Annotated in this window: 24 protein-coding genes and 1 pseudogene; 22 read left to right on the top strand and 3 right to left on the bottom strand. The window is 42.6% G+C overall.

Going from position 1 to position 17,595, the window contains the following annotated elements; all coding sequences use genetic code 11:
* Positions 1-236 precede the first annotated feature (236 nt).
* The 4 genes and pseudogenes from queC (at position 237) to queF (ending at position 2,595) form a co-directional block, all read left to right on the top strand.
* Positions 237-890 carry a 7-cyano-7-deazaguanine synthase QueC gene (gene queC, locus ACYF68_RS13170; RefSeq protein WP_461047383.1) on the top strand — a complete coding sequence of 218 codons (654 nt, stop codon included), beginning with the start codon at positions 237-239 and terminating at the stop codon, positions 888-890.
* 4 nt (positions 891-894) lie between these two features.
* Positions 895-1,307, top strand: a pseudogene (queD, locus tag ACYF68_RS13165) (6-carboxytetrahydropterin synthase QueD).
* Positions 1,304-2,023, top strand: a complete 720-nt coding sequence (gene queE / locus ACYF68_RS13160; protein ID WP_461047381.1) for a 7-carboxy-7-deazaguanine synthase QueE — start codon at positions 1,304-1,306, stop codon at positions 2,021-2,023. Before queD ends, queE begins: the two are co-directional and overlap by 4 nt.
* Before the next feature lie 83 nt (positions 2,024-2,106).
* Positions 2,107-2,595: a preQ(1) synthase gene (gene queF / locus ACYF68_RS13155; RefSeq protein ID WP_461047379.1), complete on the top strand. Its 489-nt coding sequence runs from the start codon at positions 2,107-2,109 to the stop codon at positions 2,593-2,595.
* Positions 2,596-2,620: 25 nt separating this feature from the next.
* Here the strand turns inward: queF and ACYF68_RS13150 are convergent, their stop codons facing one another.
* The gene (locus ACYF68_RS13150; RefSeq protein ID WP_461047378.1) at positions 2,621-2,905 is read right to left on the bottom strand and encodes a hypothetical protein; all 285 of its coding nucleotides are present in this window, start codon (positions 2,903-2,905) and stop codon (positions 2,621-2,623) included.
* Between the two features lie 178 nt (positions 2,906-3,083).
* On the opposite strand from ACYF68_RS13150, the gene ACYF68_RS13145 reads away from it, so the two are divergent.
* The 6 genes from ACYF68_RS13145 to ACYF68_RS13120 all read left to right on the top strand — a co-directional run bounded on the left by ACYF68_RS13145 (position 3,084) and on the right by ACYF68_RS13120 (position 6,874).
* Positions 3,084-3,515, top strand: coding sequence for a GNAT family N-acetyltransferase (locus ACYF68_RS13145; RefSeq protein WP_461047376.1), 432 nt, complete (start codon positions 3,084-3,086; stop codon positions 3,513-3,515).
* Positions 3,516-3,603: 88 nt separating this feature from the next.
* Positions 3,604-4,155 carry a cation:dicarboxylate symporter family transporter gene (locus ACYF68_RS13140; protein WP_461047374.1) on the top strand — a complete coding sequence of 184 codons (552 nt, stop codon included), beginning with the start codon at positions 3,604-3,606 and terminating at the stop codon, positions 4,153-4,155.
* Between the two features lie 5 nt (positions 4,156-4,160).
* A complete protein-coding gene (locus ACYF68_RS13135) occupies positions 4,161-4,787 on the top strand; it encodes a cation:dicarboxylate symporter family transporter (protein ID WP_461047372.1) in 627 nt (208 codons plus the stop codon).
* 232 nt (positions 4,788-5,019) lie between these two features.
* Positions 5,020-6,156 carry an MFS transporter gene (locus ACYF68_RS13130; protein ID WP_461047370.1) on the top strand — a complete coding sequence of 379 codons (1,137 nt, stop codon included), beginning with the start codon at positions 5,020-5,022 and terminating at the stop codon, positions 6,154-6,156.
* A 42-nt stretch (positions 6,157-6,198) separates the two neighbouring features.
* Entirely contained in the window at positions 6,199-6,504 is a 306-nt protein-coding gene (locus ACYF68_RS13125; RefSeq protein WP_461047368.1) for a hypothetical protein, read from the top strand.
* A gap of 31 nt (positions 6,505-6,535) precedes the next feature.
* Positions 6,536-6,874, top strand: coding sequence for a hypothetical protein (locus ACYF68_RS13120; protein WP_461047365.1), 339 nt, complete (start codon positions 6,536-6,538; stop codon positions 6,872-6,874).
* Between the two features lie 278 nt (positions 6,875-7,152).
* Here the strand turns inward: ACYF68_RS13120 and ACYF68_RS13115 are convergent, their stop codons facing one another.
* Positions 7,153-8,247, bottom strand: a complete 1,095-nt coding sequence (locus ACYF68_RS13115; protein ID WP_461047364.1) for a LysM peptidoglycan-binding domain-containing protein — start codon at positions 8,245-8,247, stop codon at positions 7,153-7,155.
* Positions 8,248-8,491: 244 nt separating this feature from the next.
* Here ACYF68_RS13115 and ACYF68_RS13110 point away from each other — a divergent pair, with 244 nt between their 5' ends.
* The 7 genes from ACYF68_RS13110 (at position 8,492) to ACYF68_RS13080 (ending at position 14,274) form a co-directional block, all read left to right on the top strand.
* Complete coding sequence (locus tag ACYF68_RS13110; RefSeq protein WP_461047362.1) at positions 8,492-9,106, top strand: Bax inhibitor-1/YccA family protein; 615 nt, start codon at positions 8,492-8,494, stop codon at positions 9,104-9,106.
* Between the two features lie 55 nt (positions 9,107-9,161).
* On the top strand, positions 9,162-9,881 hold the full coding sequence (locus ACYF68_RS13105; RefSeq protein WP_461047360.1) for a YebC/PmpR family DNA-binding transcriptional regulator: 720 nt from the start codon (positions 9,162-9,164) through the stop codon (positions 9,879-9,881).
* Between the two features lie 17 nt (positions 9,882-9,898).
* Positions 9,899-10,672 carry an SDR family NAD(P)-dependent oxidoreductase gene (locus tag ACYF68_RS13100; protein ID WP_461047358.1) on the top strand — a complete coding sequence of 258 codons (774 nt, stop codon included), beginning with the start codon at positions 9,899-9,901 and terminating at the stop codon, positions 10,670-10,672.
* Positions 10,673-10,802: 130 nt separating this feature from the next.
* On the top strand, positions 10,803-13,379 hold the full coding sequence (locus ACYF68_RS13095) for an ABC transporter ATP-binding protein (RefSeq protein WP_461047356.1): 2,577 nt from the start codon (positions 10,803-10,805) through the stop codon (positions 13,377-13,379).
* Between the two features lie 2 nt (positions 13,380-13,381).
* The gene (locus tag ACYF68_RS13090) at positions 13,382-13,669 is read left to right on the top strand and encodes a hypothetical protein (RefSeq protein WP_461047354.1); all 288 of its coding nucleotides are present in this window, start codon (positions 13,382-13,384) and stop codon (positions 13,667-13,669) included.
* A 172-nt stretch (positions 13,670-13,841) separates the two neighbouring features.
* Complete coding sequence (locus tag ACYF68_RS13085; RefSeq protein WP_461047642.1) at positions 13,842-14,108, top strand: DUF402 domain-containing protein; 267 nt, start codon at positions 13,842-13,844, stop codon at positions 14,106-14,108.
* Positions 14,050-14,274 (top strand): hypothetical protein, encoded by a 225-nt coding sequence (locus ACYF68_RS13080; protein WP_461047655.1) that lies wholly within the window; start codon positions 14,050-14,052, stop codon positions 14,272-14,274. Before ACYF68_RS13085 ends, ACYF68_RS13080 begins: the two co-directional genes overlap by 59 nt.
* A 42-nt stretch (positions 14,275-14,316) precedes the next feature.
* Here ACYF68_RS13080 and ACYF68_RS13075 read toward each other — a convergent pair whose 3' ends face one another.
* Positions 14,317-15,195, bottom strand: coding sequence for an SDR family oxidoreductase (locus ACYF68_RS13075; RefSeq protein ID WP_461047353.1), 879 nt, complete (start codon positions 15,193-15,195; stop codon positions 14,317-14,319).
* A gap of 143 nt (positions 15,196-15,338) precedes the next feature.
* Here ACYF68_RS13075 and ACYF68_RS13070 point away from each other — a divergent pair, with 143 nt between their 5' ends.
* From ACYF68_RS13070 to ACYF68_RS13050, 5 genes are all read left to right on the top strand, one after another.
* Entirely contained in the window at positions 15,339-16,031 is a 693-nt protein-coding gene (locus ACYF68_RS13070) for a LysR family transcriptional regulator (RefSeq protein ID WP_461047351.1), read from the top strand.
* A gap of 2 nt (positions 16,032-16,033) precedes the next feature.
* Positions 16,034-16,195: a hypothetical protein gene (locus ACYF68_RS13065; protein ID WP_461047349.1), complete on the top strand. Its 162-nt coding sequence runs from the start codon at positions 16,034-16,036 to the stop codon at positions 16,193-16,195.
* A 177-nt stretch (positions 16,196-16,372) separates the two neighbouring features.
* A complete protein-coding gene (locus ACYF68_RS13060; RefSeq protein ID WP_380569125.1) occupies positions 16,373-16,858 on the top strand; it encodes a DUF456 domain-containing protein in 486 nt (161 codons plus the stop codon).
* Positions 16,859-16,931: 73 nt separating this feature from the next.
* Positions 16,932-17,186 (top strand): hypothetical protein, encoded by a 255-nt coding sequence (locus tag ACYF68_RS13055; RefSeq protein ID WP_461047347.1) that lies wholly within the window; start codon positions 16,932-16,934, stop codon positions 17,184-17,186.
* Between the two features lie 55 nt (positions 17,187-17,241).
* Positions 17,242-17,583 (top strand): hypothetical protein, encoded by a 342-nt coding sequence (locus ACYF68_RS13050; RefSeq protein WP_461047345.1) that lies wholly within the window; start codon positions 17,242-17,244, stop codon positions 17,581-17,583.
* Positions 17,584-17,595 lie beyond the last annotated feature (12 nt).

Genomic DNA, 17,595 nt, shown 5'->3' with positions numbered 1-17,595 from the left:
ATTTGCAGGATATACCTGATAGTTGCATGAAGTGTTCATGCAATACTTCATTATACCAATAACCCGTCTGATTTTAAAGAGTCTACCATAAAAGCAGATATTCATGAATGTTGCAGTATACTGATAGCCTAGAATTAACATCTTGGACATGATTCGATAGACCGGATAGTGGAAATTGCTTATAAAAATTGATAAAATCATATAATTGGATATTTAGTGATGAGAGGTAGATGGCTATGAATAGGAAAAAGGCACTTGTTGTTTTCTCGGGAGGTCAGGACAGTACGACCTGCATGTTTCATGCAATGGCCCATTACGATGAAGTAGAGTTAGTCACTTTCAATTATGGGCAGCGTCACAGCAACGAGATTGAAGTGGCAAAAAGTATAGCGGAGGAACAAGGGCTTAAACATCATATATTGGATATGTCATTGCTTGGCCAATTGAGCCCCAACGCCTTGACGGCACATGACATGGAGATCACGAAAGAAGCAGATGAAGAAATGCCGAATACGTTTGTTCCGGCCAGAAATATGTTGTTTTTATCCTTTGCTACGGCACTGGGTTACCAGATAGGCGCCGGTACAGTCATCACGGGCGTCTGTGAGACAGATTACAGTGGCTATCCCGATTGCCGGGATATTTTTGTCAAATCAATGAATGTAACGGCAAACCTTGCCATGGATCGCAACTTCGTCATAGAAACACCGTTGATGTGGCTGGATAAGAAGGAAACATGGGCGATGGCAGACGATTATGGCAAGTTGGAATATGTACGTGAAAAGACATTGACGTGCTACGAGGGTATCATAGGGGATGGATGCGGAGAATGCCCAGCCTGCAGGCTTAGAAATGAAGGATTAAATGCCTACTTGAACGAAAGGGATTGAGATAATGAACTACAATACTCCGATGCATGACTATACATTTGAATTAAATAAAGACTTCAATTTTTCTGCTGCACACTATATTCCGGATGAGCGGGCAGGGAAATGCAGTAATGTGCATGGCCATACGTATCATGTGAATATTACGGTTGCAGGAAATGAACTAGATGATCTGGGCTTCCTGGTCAATTTCGGGAGCTTAAATCACTGATAAGTGGTGCGTTTGACCATACGCTCCTCAATGACCATAAACGTTTTAGGGATGTGCCCCCGACTTCAGAAACAATGGCTAAAACGATATATGAAATGGTTGCGGAATATATATCCGGATTGGATAACAAGCCGGTATGCTTACAGGTTATTCTGAGGGAGACACCCACAAGTTATGTCGTATACCGTCCTAAAAAGGAGATGCGATGATGAGAGTCCCAGTACTAGAAATTTTTGGGCCCACATTCCAAGGGGAAGGTGCTGTAATCGGACAGAAGACCATGTTCGTCAGAACAGCAGGGTGTGATTACAGCTGCAGCTGGTGCGATTCGGCATTTACTTGGGACGGGTCTCAAAAGGATCGTATTCGAATGATGACAGGAGAAGAAATTTTAGCAGAACTAGATGGCCTTGCGCCAAACAACTATAGCCACGTTACCATTTCCGGTGGGAACCCCGCCCTGCTGAAAAATATGGGTGATTTTGTGGAACTTGCCAAAGAAAGAAATATTCAGATGGCTGTAGAAACACAAGGTACCGTTTTCCAGGAGTGGATGAAAGATATTGACGATGTCACCATCAGTCCGAAGCCACCAAGCTCCGGCATGGTTACAGATTACGAAAAATTGGAGAAGGTAATGGCTGGATTGAACGATGGAGGCGGCTGTTATAATTTCAAAGTGGTGGTCTTTGATGAACAAGATTTCGAGTATGCTGCACATATCCATCAGAAATATCCTGATGTTGCATTCTACCTGCAAGTAGGCAACCCATTCCTTGGAGATAATGTTGCAGACCATACCAGCAAATTGCTTGAGCGTTATAACAATCTAGTGGATATGACTATGAAAGATCAAAGAATGAATGATGCCAGAGTACTTCCGCAGCTTCACACATTACTCTGGAGCAACAAGCAAGGTGTATAATGAGATGGAGAGGTTCTTAGCACCACCCTCTATAAAAAACTGAGGCATACAGCAAATGGCTGCATGCAAAAAGGAGTATTACAATGCATAATGAAAACACTAAAGATCTGAGTCTCCTGGGAAATCAGGAAGTGAAATACGACTTCGATTATAACCCTAAACTTTTGGAGACGTTCGATAACAAGTATCCTGACCGGGACTACTTTGTAAAATTCAATTGCCCTGAATTCACTACGCTTTGTCCCATTACGAATCAGCCTGACTTTGCGACTGTCTATATCAGCTATATACCAGACGTGAAAATGGTTGAAAGCAAATCATTGAAGTTGTACCTATTCAGTTACAGAAACCACGGTGGCTTTCATGAGAGTAGCATGAATCTGATCATGGATGATCTGATTGAACTGATGGACCCGAAATATATAGAAGTGTGGGGCAAGTTCACCCCACGGGGCGGCATCTCGATCGACCCATACTGCAATTACGGCCGCTCCGGAACCAAGTATGAAGAGATGGCGGATTACCGTATGATGCATCACGATATGTACCCTGAAAAGATAGATAATCGATAAAAAAAGCGCCCTGGGGGGCGCTTTTTTATTCAGATGCAGTGTGATTGGCCTTATTGAATGTAATGATCTTGTACAGGTGGTAAACCGCCCCGTAAAGTACGAGTAAAGGCGTGATGATGAGCAATAGGAAAAATAGGGTGCCGCCAAATTCACGTAAACCAAAATTCGAGAAAAATTCTTGCGTAGCGACATCCTCTAGCGGCGGATAGAACACAAAGATATAGATTAAAGTAATGACTGCAAGTGTGAATATGTAGAAAATCATATTGGTGATATGGTAGGGAACAGTGTACTTATCGAATTTAAACATATTAAAAAACCCCTCTATATTCATTCTACAGATATTATACACTATAATAGAGCTATGTGGATATTAAAAAAGTGAAAATGATGAATTATGGAAATATTAGGAGGTATAATATGATCAGACAAGCAAGGAAAAAAGATTTGAGCCGGGTTATGGAGATCAAAGAAGCGGTTGTCCCCTGATGGTTGCTGCAGGGAACACTCAGTGGAGCTCGGATTACCCCAATGCTCAGCGCTTCACCAGAGATATAGAGGCAGGTACTTTGTATGTCTATGAATTGGATGAAAAAATAGTCGGGTTTGTGGTAGTGGATGATGAGCACCCTAAACCTTATGAGGAAATATCCTGGGAAGTGGATGCATCAGAAGCGAAAGCAATGCACCGTATGGCAGTAGATCCTGGAGTGCAGGGGCGGGGCATCGCGAGGAAGATAATGGAGGCGATAGCAGAGATACTAGAACAACAAGGTGTCAAAGGCATTCATACAGACACTTCACTAGAAAATGAACGGATGCAGAAACAATTTGAACGTAATGGCTATCATTATAGAGGGAAACTCCATCTTGATGATAATATAGAGGATTGGTATATAGCCTATGAAAAAACATTTTAGCACTAGTGAATGCATTATAATGTTTTTTTAACTCGCTTGGATGGTGTAGTATATAGTGGGGAACAACAATTGAATAGGAGGAGTTATAGTGAAATTGTTATTGAAGCTGATAACCGGCATCGTTGTCGGTATTGGTGTGGGCGCCCTATATTATGGGGTGGGTGAAGCAGGTGGACTTGGAGTTTTTCTTGAATTCCTGGTCAGGTTATTCATCACGATAAAGTCTATTCTTGGGAGCTTCATATTCTTCATGATTCCATTGATCATACTCTTTTTTATCGCAAATGGAATTTCAAAGATAGGAATAGGATCCGGCAAAGTTGTCGGGGTCACCTTAGGCACAGCATACATATCGACACTTGGTGCAGGACTTCTTGCGTATATGGTGGCAATGATGGTGATGCCTCGCATCACTAATGGCGGCAGCGTTCCAGAAGAAACAGCCGGCCTCGAACCCTTCTTTACATTCGAAATAGCACCATTGATGGATATACTTACAGCGCTTGTGTTGGCTTTCGCCTTCGGTATAGTCATTACCCTCACGCGCTCAGAAGTGATGGAGAAATGGTTTGAGGAAGGTAAGAATATCGTTGAGTTTCTGATCCAGAAGTCGTCATTCCAATTCTGCCGTTTTATATAGCTGGTGTGTTTGCAGAAATGGCTTCACAGGGGACGGTCTTCAACACATTATCTGTATTTGGACTTGTACTGCTTGCGGCAGTCGCTCTTCACTGGATTTGGATCACTATCCAATATACGATCGCCGGTGCATTACTCGGCAAAAATCCTTTCAAGATGATTAAAACGATGATGCCTGCTTATTTCACTGCGCTTGGTACGATGAGCAGTGCAGCGACGATTCCAGTCACCTTGCAGCAGACGAAAGAGAATGGAGTGCGGGGGCGGATAGCAGACTTTGTTATCCCGCTTTGTGCAAATATTCATCTCTCCGGCAGTACGATAACAATAGTCAGCTGTTCAATTGCAGTAATGTCGGTATTGCCCGAATATCAGCTGCCAGGTTTTCTCGCAATGCTCGGTACAATAATGCTCCTTGGAGTCATCATGATTGCGGCGCCTGGTGTGCCAGGTGGTGCAATCATGGCAGCAAGTGGGGTCCTGGTCACGAACCTCGGCTTTACAGAAGCGGCTGTTGCCTTCATGATTGCACTGTATATGGCGCAAGACAGCTTTGGTACAGCAGCGAACATTACAGGTGACGGAGCGGTTAGTGCCATTGTCGATGCCTACGAAAGAAAATTGAATAAATAGCGGAAGAAATTGGCCATGAATGATTGCCCTTCAAATGATCTACTTGAAAAGTCGAGAATTTGGAGGGCTTTTCTGTAGGCAAAAAGAGAGGGAAATGAAAAGATTTCGGTTTTATATCACTTGTACGGCCAGAATTGGATGATCTGTAACATTTACGAGTCATAGAATCCCCAAGCGAATGAAAATATGTTTATAATGGTAGTTATGATTATATGGATAAAGGATGCACTCTATGAATAAGTTTTTGTATTTCATCATCGTCATTTGCTTTTTGGATCTGTTCATTCAGCTGCCGATCATCACCCCATTCGCATTATCGCTTGGGGCTGATGAATATGCGGCAGGTATCATTGTAGCGATATATTCTTTGTTTAATATAGTGGGTAATATATTCGGCGGATTTTTCTCGGACAAGTTCGGTAGGAAGAACATGCTGCTTCTCGGAATGGGCTTACAGATCTTCATTCTGTTGTTGTATACCGTAGTGCCGACTGTAGGACTTCTCATCGGCATACGGGTTATACATGGATTTTCTAGTGGTTTACTGACACCCGCTGCATTCAGCCTTGTAGCTGATATATCCCGAAGATCGGCGATTGGTAAATCAATGGCGCTGACTGGAGTATCCATAGGGGTGGCTGCAGTACTGGGGCCGGCACTTGGTGGCATCATATCCAGCCAGGCCAGTTACCAGATGGTATATCTCGTCATGTCAGGTATATTCGTATTTGGTATCCTGTTGATTTTTATCACTGTTAATGAGAGCACAACAGTGAAGAGTCGTGAAGAGCACTATACTACAAACTTTGGTGAGATCATCATGAGGCCCTCTCTGATAGTGGCTTATATCTCTGCGTTCACTCTAATGGTTTCAAATGGTTCGCTAGCATTCGGCCTGCCACTCAAAGTTGCTGAGGTTGGATTATCGGACCAATCAACAGGCGCGATGCTTAGTGTATTTGGCATCACGGCCATCGTTATTTTTGCGAGTCCGCTCAATAGGATATATACAGACTATAGTCCGGTGGCACTTGTATCCTTTGGGGTTCTGATTGTAGGTTTTTCCATGATGGCTCTCCACATCGTCCCTACAGCTTTAATGATCTATCTTGTGATGATCCTCTATGGTATTGGCTTCAGCCTGATTTTCCCTTCTATGAATAAGATAATTGGGCAAAATACGGAAATATATGAGAGAGGGAAAGCCAATGGCATATTCTATTCCTTCTTTTCTTTAGGGTCTGTAGCAGGTGCCTATTTATCGGGAATCTTTGCTACGTATTTTACAACTCCTTTCCTTTTCATTGGAATGATACTCATCATATTGCTGAGCGGTATCCAGTATGCACATAAGAAAAGTGGCGTTTAATATCTCCAGTCAAAGAAGCATAAGGACGAAGGGTGTGGTTATGTGAAAAATGTTTTGCTTATGGGTACCAACGGTAGAATAGGAGAAAATCTTTATGAAGAATTGAAAGGTGACTTCAATCTTTTTGCGTTTTCAAGTCCGAATCAAGTAAACAACGAGATGGATATCACATTTTTGAAAAAAGATCTGTTTATTCTACCTGAAGTGGAAGAAGCACTGAAGGGAATCGATACGGTGCTCTTTTTTGAAGATCCAATAATGCGGTTGAACAGGCAGACGCAAGGACGTTTTGAGGACTTTTATATTTTGATAGCGGATAATATCGCCATGAGCCGCGCAACTGCATGAAGTCAAGCAGATAATATTCATCGCAGATGAGGTGAGTGACCCCTATATCGTTGAAGTGCTGGGTGCTTTTGGTGCAAAAGTACAGGTCACCCGGACCCCAATTAAAAGATACGGCAAGACCCTCTCCTATAAAACAACTGACTATAACAGTGTGAGGAGTGTGCAGCGCGCTCGCCTGCCCCGAGGCTGGAACATCAAAGATGTTGGGCAATATTATTTTGACTGGCTTGATAATATTCTTTATGGGCTCATCAATATCAGCTATGAAGGACCAACAATAAACATGTACCTCCCAAAAAGGCGCACCCTATCCTCGTCATCGAATATGATGCAGAAGGCAGCTACAATGGTTTGGAAATCTACAGGATAAAGGGTGGCAGCTTATCAAAAAAAATGATGAATAAAACACCCAGGTTTGAATTCAGAGCACTGCCGGGCGGGGAAGATTTCCTTATGGCACTTCATGACTTTGAGCCTAAGTTCTCTTGGGGCGCCTATCAAATTGTACAGGCGCCTCTATACACATTAATCAACCGCATATATCAAGTGGAGATGATCATAAATAACCAAGCCCCTGGCTCACATAATCGTCCTAATGTAGAACGATAAAAAACGGGCCGATCGATTAATCGATCGGCCCGTTTCATATTAATGGATGAATGTATGGCTGGATACTTGCGATGAACTGATGGTCCTGAAGTTTTTAACGCCTTTACCGCTACCGAAGTTCATTTCGGAAACAAGGATGGAACCGTCAGAATTGATGCGTTCCACTACGGCTACATGACCAAAGCTCCATGCATAGTTCGTCCATGCTTCCGTCTGCATGATGGCGCCGACTGAAGGAGAATTGTTGACTCTATATCCTTCGCTTCTTGCGCCGTTGTCCCAGTCGTAGGCGTTGCCCCAATTGTTTCCAACAGGTTTTCCGAGCTGTTTGCGGCGTTCGAAGACGTACCATGTGCAATCGCCCCAGTAATAGTAGTTCGTACCGTATGATGTGCCTGAAGGGGCAGGCGCTGATACTTTATCAGTGACTGATGTGTTGTTATTGGAATCTGGCTTGCTTACAGAGCTTGAGCTTCCGCTGACGCTCAACTTTTGTCCAACATAGATTACAGTTGAAGACAGATTGTTCAAGTTCATGATTTTTCTGTATGTAGTACCATGCTTATTGGCGATTTTACTTAGTGTATCACCAGATTTTACAGTGTATGTGCCGGTTGAGCTTGTGCTGGAGTTTGAACTTGATGTTGAACTGGAGTCGGAAGTATTGGAACTGCTCGAGTTGCTGGAGCTGCTAGAAGAATTCGAACTTCCATCTACACTCAGTTTCTGACCCGGATAAATGATATGTGAAGAAATATTATTATTTTTCATCAATGTACGGTAATTCATGCCATGTGCAGATGCGATCTTGCTAAGCGTATCACCAGGCTTTACAGTGTATGATCCGCTAGATGAATTGGACGTACTTGCCGATGAATTTGATGATGAGCTTGAACTCGAAGAGCTAGAGCTGCTTGAACCGCCTTCTACAGTAAGTTTTTGGTTAATGTAGATCATGTCTGAAGACAGGCTGTTCCAAGATTTGAGTTGGCCCACGGATACATTATTCTGGTTGGCGATCTTCCAAAGCGTGTCTCCGCCTTGTACTGTGTAGGAAGATGCTTCAACCTGATCTGCGAGACCGTATGTAGAGAGAGCAGCGGTAGCTGTAAGGGCTGTGATGGCTTTTTTCATGAATGTGTTGACCTCCTAGGATGTATAATGAATATGTGTTATGTAATTTGATTATTTTAATACTTCTTTATCTGTGATTACAAAATATATAGTAACAAATTAACAGAATGAATAGTTGAATGTAATATAACTGTAATATAAACTCAATATCATTAATATATTCTGAATATTCTTGTAACAATATAAGGATAAACTCCCTACAAGAGGGTATATGAATCGTGTTGATTTGGAGGAGGACGATAGTATGACAAGAAAATACGATGAGCGGATGGCCTGGCTCTATTTCCTTTATTACTGGGTGATCTTTGGAATTGGGGCGTACTTTGGACAGTATCTGCCAGAGGAGTGGCGGCCGACAGCGTCTGCAGTGGTTTTTGGAATATTGATGATCTCGTTATTCGTCCGGGGTTTTAATCGCAGTGGGCCTGTCATAAGCCACTTGTACGCAGTTCTTATAGGACTTGTGTCATATGGAGTATTTGAAAATTTCATTAATGATTTTGGAACCGGTATTTTCTACCGGATCATCTTGTTGGGAATAATTGTATTCATCTTTTTTGGTATTATAGGTTACTTTTTCCTTAGAGATGTTACGCATTGGGGAAAGTATTTATTTATTGCATTGCTGGTTGTAATAGTGGCAACGTTGCTTAACTTCTTTATTGACTTACCCTACTTGACATTGTCGCTCACGATTGTAGGTTTGATATTATATCTGCTTTACACAATCTACGACTTCAACAGGATGAAGAATGGTAAGTTCAGCCCAAGGGAAATGGGGTTCAATCTGTTCATCAACCTGCTTGTCATCATAAAAAGGCTTCTCAGGCTGTATCGGTATGTTAACAATAGAAGATAGATGGTATAGAATGATATATAATAGCATATAAACTTTTAATGAAGGAAGATGAAGTATGGGGCGTAAATGGAATAACATTAAAGAGAAAAAAGCTCAGAAAGATAAGGATACTAGCCGCATCAATGCCAAATTCGGGCGGGAAATATATGTGGCCGCCAAAAAAGGCGAGCCTGACCCTGAGAGCAACCAGGCGTTGAAGGCCGTCCTGGATCGTGCCAAAACATACTCCGTACCAAAGCACATCGTAGATAAGGCGATTGATAAGGCAAAAGGCAGTGATGAAGAAGCATTTGATGAACTCCGCTATGAAGGCTTTGGACCAGAAGGCACGATGATTATAGTCGATGCACTTACAAACAATGTGAACCGCACAGCTTCCGATGTCCGTGCAGCATTCGGGAAAAATGGTGGGAACATGGGAGTAAGCGGTGCAGTCAGTTATATGTTCGACGCAAAATCTGTATTCGTCTTTGAAGGATTCGACCCGGAAAGTATAATGATGGAACTGATGGAGAAGGATCTCGATGTGGAGGACGTGAGAGAAGAGAACGACTTCACAGTTGTATACGGACCGCCTCAAGCTTTCCATGATTTGAAGAAATCACTAGATGGCATGGGGGTTGAAGATTATGAGGTGGCAGAACAGACGATGATTGCGCAAAACGAAGTATCATTGGATGAAACTTCAAAGGAGCAATTTGAGACATTAATCGAAGCACTGGATGAACTGGAAGATGTGTCTAACATCTATCACAATGTTGATTTAAGCAAATAAATGGAGGAGGAAGCATAATGAATTTTGGCTATGAAGGCAAAGTCGCTGTAATTACAGGAAGCAGTCAGGGGATAGGACGAAAAACTGCCGAACAGATGACTCGACTTGGAGCAAAAGTCATGCTTGTGGCTCGAGGTGAGGATCAACTTCAGAAAGCTAAAAAGGAAATTTCACAATTTGGGGAAGTGGATTACATTGTTGCTGATGTGAAAGAAAATGACTCAGCAGAACGGATCATCGAAGAAACAGTCAAACGTTATGGACGGTTGGATGTATTGGTCAATAATGCAGGAGGGTCATTTGCGAAACCATTTGAAGAAGTCGCGATCTCAGACTGGGAAGATGATCTGGACTTGAAACTTCTGGCAGCTGTGAGAATGTCCAAAGCTGCCCTCCCCCATCTGAAGGAAGACGGTGGCGCAATCCTCAATCTGACAGCTGTCCTTGGTAAAACGCCACCGCCATCTTCATTGCCGACGACTGTTTCACGTGCCGCAGGCATGGCGATGACAAAGGCAATGAGTAAAGACCTTGGAAAATACGGCATTCGGGTCAATACAGTGTGCATTGGCCTCATAAGGAGTGCGCAAATAGAAAAGAAATGGCAAGATGAAGCACCTGAGCTGACTTGGGAGGAATATTCAAAACTCGATCGCCATAATATTCCACTCGGCAGAATAGGAGAGACCGAGGAAGCAGCGAATGTCATAACATTCCTTTGCTCTGATCTTGCGTCCTACATTAGTGGGGACGCTGTCAATATAGATGGTGGCTCAGGCCATGCCTTATAGAATATTAACGCCTACGGGCGTTTTTTAATTGCTTTAAAATTACACCAGCTATATTATTTAGAATAATACAATAGAATGTATGCAAGAAGATGATTGGACTGGATATCGATTAAAAATGGGGGTGAGGTATATGAACCTTGAAGTGGTACAACTTGATAAATCGTTTACCGGAAAAAAAGTGGTAGACTCAATCACTTTGTCTGTTGAGTCTGGAACAATCCATGGGCTTTTGGGATCCAATGGGGCAGGTAAGACCACTTTCATGAAACTACTCAGTGGCATCTATAGACCAGATGATGGAGGCGTATATTTTAGTGGTGTTCCTATCTATGGGAACACAGAGATGAAGAGCCAGGTCATGTTTATTAGTGATCATCCATACTTCCTTAATGGAAAAACGCTTCTTTCAATGGCTGAATTCTATAAGGCAATGTATCCGAGATGGTCTTCCGCGCGCTTTAATCAGCTCGCACATCATTTCGGGCTTGATATTCATCAACCCCTCTCTCAACTCTCAAAAGGAATGAAACGTCAGGCTACCTTTGTTCTTGCGTATGCCTCACGTCCCAAAGTGCTGTTACTGGATGAACCTTTCGATGGCTTGGATCCGATCATCAGGCGGCAGGTGAAGGATATCATGATGCAGGATATCGCAAATCATGGCATGATGGTCATAATCTCGAGCCACAACTTAAGGGAGATGGAGGACATATGCGACTCCATATCGATGGTGCACAAAGGGAAACTGCTGTTCCACAGCAACTTGGATGAAGTCAGAGGAACGCACTTCAAGCTGCAGATTGCTTTTGATGTGTTGCCGCCCGAGTCATTTTTTAAAGATGTGGATGTCGTACACCATGAAATCAAGGGACGGGTGGTCACTTGCATCGTTAAAGGCGACAGGTATGATATCGAACAAAAAATTACAAAATACAGTCCCTTGATGTATGACATTCTACCTTTGTCATTAGAAGAGATATTCGCCTACGAAATGGGGAGAGAGGTTATGCGATCAGCGACATCATTATTGAATAGGACACTGCTCCTTCATTTTACCGGGTCAGTATTCTGGTTATCAATATTATTTCTCATAGGTAACATATTGCTCCAACCTTTGGCTTTATGGATTGCCTCGATCAATGTCCGTATTAATGATGGGTACGTACCCTCCGGTAATCCTTTAGATATGATGGCAGGTTTCCAATTGGTTTTTGGAATGGTCTATGTCATGTTTTTGGCCGCTTTTCTATTCGGTTATAAAAATAAGGAGCAGTCAATTGATTTCATGCATGCGCTCCCGATGAAACGGCATTATCTCTTAAGCCATGCATTGCTCTCAGGATTTATCAATATTCTAATACCTATAATCACTACTTCAATCATTTTGTTCTTTGAGCGGCACTTCCTTGTGTTTGACATATCATTCATAGATATCATTGCTTGGGGCGCATATTCAGTTTTTGTCCTGGTGACTGTATTTTCTGTTTCGGTATTTTGTGGCTTCCTTGTAAATAATATTTTAGTACATCTGCAATTGATCCTCATCGTCTTCTTCTTGCCTGTTATTTTTTGGACGCTGACCGTAGCTGTTGCAGATGCGCTTTTTGAGGGTGTCGGAATAATACCGTTTACGGGGAATGGCGAGAGCCTGATCAGTGGCATTGTCGATAACACCTTCCCGATATTTGCTGTACAGCAAATCTATTCTGGTTTTGTTTTCTGGAAAATCCTCATGTGGTCACTCTTCACTGTATTTCTATTCATCGGATCGTATATTTTGTACGGAAGGAACCAGAATGAAAAAGTACATCATACCTTTAATCAGAGTTGGCTTCGTAACATTCTTGTGGCATTTCTATCGATTTCAGGAATGCTATTGGTGGGTTTAATCATTTCAGTTACATTGCCTAATGGGCTACTGATCTTCATTTTGTCATTTTTGTTCGGGACGGCCTTTGCTTACATCGCGATAGAGATGTCTTTCCAGGGGACCGTTCGGCTTGAGCGGAATATAAAATCTCTGGTTACGACGGCAGCCCTCCTGATTCTTTTTTGGACTGTTTTTATAACAGGATGGAACCAATATGTTGCATACGTTCCGGAAGAATCAGAAATCGATAGTGTGAGGATTACAAATTCCTCCAGTAGCAGCTATGGCAGTAATGGAAACATAAATGGAGAAATGGGTGAAGATTATCTATACATCGACGATGGGGAAATAATAGCAGAAGCGGTTCAGGCTCATGAAGAAGCAACGGCCGCCCCGGCCCTCAAAGATATATCACAAGGATATGAGTGGGTTGAAGTCAGCTACAGGATGAAAAATGGCAACTACATCAATAGACGATTTGATGATCATAAAAGAGAACCTTACAAAGAGATACTAGGCAAGGTGAACAGCGGAAAGTATGCGAGGAACAATGATGTCCTCTTTAATGTCGGGGACCCGTCAAAGCTCCTGAGGGTCGAGATATCAGCCCCTGGGGGTGCGGTGACGATTGAAGAAGCTTCACCGTTTATAGAAGAGTATCAGAGGGCGATGCTCGGAGTTGATGAGGATATACCTGCAAATATACTAAACGGTGGAGTGCCTCTGCTGAACGGTGTTGCAGAATTCGAGCAAAGCTACTACAGTGGCCAAGCATCAATCTATAACCCTGTGCTTCAAAAGGCGATAAAGGGGAAGAGGAACTGGCAGGGTTCCTAGGAGTGGAAGGCAGCGAGGAGATGTACACATTGACGTTGGGTGAAGTGGACAGGCAGAAATTCTTCCAGGATTATCAGATGTTGACCCCAAAAAAGTTCATCAATAAATATGAGTTGAAAGTTTTATCTGACAATCAGATGGCAGAGGTAGTGAAAGCAGTCGACGAAGGTAAGTTGGACGGCAGAGGTCAGAAGGTACTGGTCTACCGCTCTGTGGTTGAAGATTGGGCGGACGCAGAAGAAATTACACTTTCAATGGATCAGGAATTCAATATTCTGGGAATTGAATGATCGGCTGTGCCTATAGAACTTAATCCTTCACATTCTTCCTCTGATTTTTGTATAATTAAGGGAAGGAGATGACCGTGATGAAAACCAAATATCTTGATAAAGAGGATGGAGATGTCTTCTCCGCTCTGATTATAGGGAAAAGATCATCCATTATGAAGACGAAAAGATATTGGTGGGTCTGCTGGAGATCCATAAGGTCCGCTCACCCCTGACCGTATCGATATTGGATGAGAGGGTGAAGGTGTGCGACAATCGATACAGTTGGCTGCAGATTCTTCCTGAAAAAAGGAAGTATAGCATAACTGTGATGTATGATGCCCGTGGCAAAGTACTGCAATACTATTTCGATATCAATATCAAGCACATCCTCGAACTCGGCAATGCCAGAACGCAAGGATATTTATCTGGATGTCTTGGCTCTTCCAGATGGTCGTTATGAACTGGTCGATGAGAAGGATATAGCACGTGCCGTAAGAAGGGGCCATATATCAAAAAAACAATATGATTTTGCATATAAGGCTGCAAATGAAGTAATGGAAGAAATTGATGGGAACTTTGAACGGTTCATCCGTTTGGCTGAATACTGTAAAAAAATGATGAAATGAAAAAGGCAGCAGGGAAGTGATCACTTCCCTGCTGCCTTTATGTTAAGTCGTCGTGAAGCCCCCACCATTGACATGAAGGACCTGTCCCGTCATGTAACTTGAGTCTTCAGAGGCCAAAAGCACATAGCATGGAGCGAGTTCACTCGGCTGCCCACGTCTGCCCATCGGTGTTTCATGACCGTGCTTTTCGACTTTTTCGGCATCGAAAGTGGCAGGGATGAGTGGGGTGTATATAGGGCCTGGCGCCACACCGTTTACACGTATCCCCTTATCCGCAAGATTGGCAGATAATGAACGTGTGAGTGATGTGATGGCGCCATTTGTTGCAGAGTACTCGATTAGTTCAGGAGAACCTCTATATGCCGTCACACTCGTTGTGTTGACTATGGCATCTCCTTTCTCAAGATGTGGAAGAGCGGCTTGAGCCATGAATACGAACCCATATACATTTGTTTCAAAAGTGCGCTTCAGCTGTTCTTCTGAAATTTCAAGGAAATCTTCAGTCGGATATTGCACACCTGCATGGTTGACCAGTATATTCAATTTACCGAAAGTATCTACTGTAAACTCTACGAGCTCTTTACATTCTGATTTTTTTGTGACGTCAAATGACTTGATTTCACACTTCACCCCGTATGACTGCACCACTTTTTTAGTTTCCTCAGCATCCTTGTCCTCATCGAGGTAACCAATGACCAGATTTGCACCTTCTTTAGCATAAGCCACTGCCACGGCACGTCCTATACCGGAATCTCCACCGGTGATGATGGCGACTTTGCCTTTTAGCTTACCGCTGCCTTTATAATACTCTGCGTCGTATATGGGAGCTGGATCCATAGTGTGTTCAGTACCAGGTTGCTCTTCCTGGGTGTATCCTTTTATTTCTTCATCAATACGTTCATACTTATTCTTGCTGCTCATGTTATATCTCCTTCCATAAGTTTAATGTAATGTGCATCTACCCGTTATTTCCATCATATACACATATACACCTCAAAAGCTGATGATTGTAAAATAAAGTTTTTGTGATAAGATTTCCTTATCAGTGAAAGGGGAAAGAATAGATGAAGGTCGATGACTATAAACTCCTGGTCACACTGGATGAAACGCGCACCTTGAGGAAGGCTGCTGAAAAATTATTCATATCTCAACCAGCTGTCAGCCAACGGTTGAAATCGATCGAAGATGAGTGGGGCGTCAAAATTTTCATCCGGACCAAAAAAGAGCTTTATGTGACGGGAGAGGGCGAAAAGATAATCGAGCATGCACGCGATGTTACTGAAAAAGAGGCATTGGTGAAAGAATATCTCCGAAGTAATGAAAATTCCATCCAAGGTAATTTATCGATAGGGGTGTCCTCGCTCATAGGGCACACCATATTGCCTGAAATATTATCCCAATACTTGAAACTATACCCCAATGTAAATATAAAGATAAAGGTGGGCTCTTCCCAGCAGATCATCGATGAACAGAATGACTTTCATATATCGATCGTCAGAGGAAACCGAATTCTCAATAAGCAGAATGAATTGTTGTTCGTCGATAGGCATTACTTAGTCACCCCCAGTGGAAATGAAGAGGAAAAGCGGTTGCCAATAATAGAATTTCAGGCAGATCCGATATATATCAGTGAGATTGAACGTTTTTTTGAAGAACGCTTCAAAAGGAAGTATGAATCACAGATCAAGGTCGACCAGATTGCAACTTGCCGGGCGCTTCTCCTTGAGGGCGTAGGCATGACGGTTTTGCAGAAATAGTCTTGAAGGATTTCGACAAAAGTCAATTCAATATCGACGAAGTATTACATGAAGGACGTGCGATAACCCGCGATACCTATATTGCTTTTGATAAGAGTGTCATGGCACTTCCACAAGTCGAAGCATTTTTGAAATTAGTACGTACGTTTGTGAATGCAGATTGAGCAAAAGTCAGGTAACAGCAATAAGATGATGGGCTTAATATAAAAGGAAGAAAATTTATATCTTGTGATACTGCTATGTTATCCAGTCCCTCATGGCAATTGCCATGCCTCATATGGGACAATGGAAGTATCTTTTGCCTTATCTTTGTTAAAATGAAATTAAAAAGGAGAGATTCGATGGAAATCGTCTGGTGGCTCATCGTCATTGCATCATTCATATTGGGTTTTCTTGGTCTTGTTTTCCCAGTTATACCCTCTATCTTGATGTTTTGGGCGGGTTTTCTAGTATTCCAATTTGCTATAGATGGAGAAGCGTTATCATGGATGTTCTGGCTTATCATATTTGTGCTGACACTTCTGGTGTTATTCAGTGATTTTATTGCAAACAGTTATTTTGTTAAAAGATATGGAGGAACGAAGCGGGGGGAGTACGCCTCTATAGCCGGGGTCATCATCGGGATGTTTCTCTACCCGCCATTTGGCATCATATTTGTCCCATTCGTTTTTGTACTCGTTGTGGAACTTCTTAACTCAAAAGACATCAACCAAGCATTGAAAGCTTCTGTAGGTTCATTGCTCGCTTTTGTATCGAGTGCTGTTTTCAATCTTGTCGTCTATGTGCTCATGGTCGTCTGGTTCCTGCTTGATGCACTTCTATTTTAAAATATCCCCCTTTGCACCCACCTGTGACATTTAAAAAATGATATGATTATTGACGGACGGAAAGAGTGATCTGATGAAACGTATGATGGCAATCCTAATGGTGTTCTCCATTGCGGGGTGTTCTGGAGAAGATAGCCAGGCTGAAAAAGATCTGGAGGAAGTGAACCAGGAGAATCGGTCGATAGAGAACAAAGTGCAAAATCTAAAGAATGAAAATGACCAGTTGAAAGAGAATATTGACGCGAAGCAAGAAGAGCTCAATGCGCTTCAGAATTCTGACGCAGAGTCTCAGAATAAAAGCAAAACAGAGGCTGATGATACTGATTAAAGGCGATTGATTTGGGAATATACACAATAAATACTTGAGAGCGAGGAGATTTAATATGCATGAAGAGAAGTTCAATATCATTGAAGGCAAGCAGATGACCCTTGAATCCTTGGGACATGAATTGGAACAGATAACAGGTTTATCGGTTCGGGACTTCAAAGGTGATGCATCACGCTCTGTTGCCACTAAACCGAATCATGATCAGGATTTTGAAACATTCAATGTCCGGTATGACTTCAAAGAATCAAACGACTTTGTAGACGTAGTGTTTACAGTCAAGAAGGAAAGGTCTTTGGAAGACTACAATCTTGATGAAGCTGAGGTGACGGTACAACTCATCACCTATAAAAGGGGAGATGCGCCACAAGAGAATGAGAGTGATAAAATCAGCGAGTAGGCCCAGTGCTTG

The sequence above is a fragment of the Salinicoccus sp. CNSTN-B1 genome, assembly GCF_054792835.1.
Note: the sequence above shows the minus strand (reverse complement) of the source record. Positions and strands in the feature narration are given on the sequence as shown.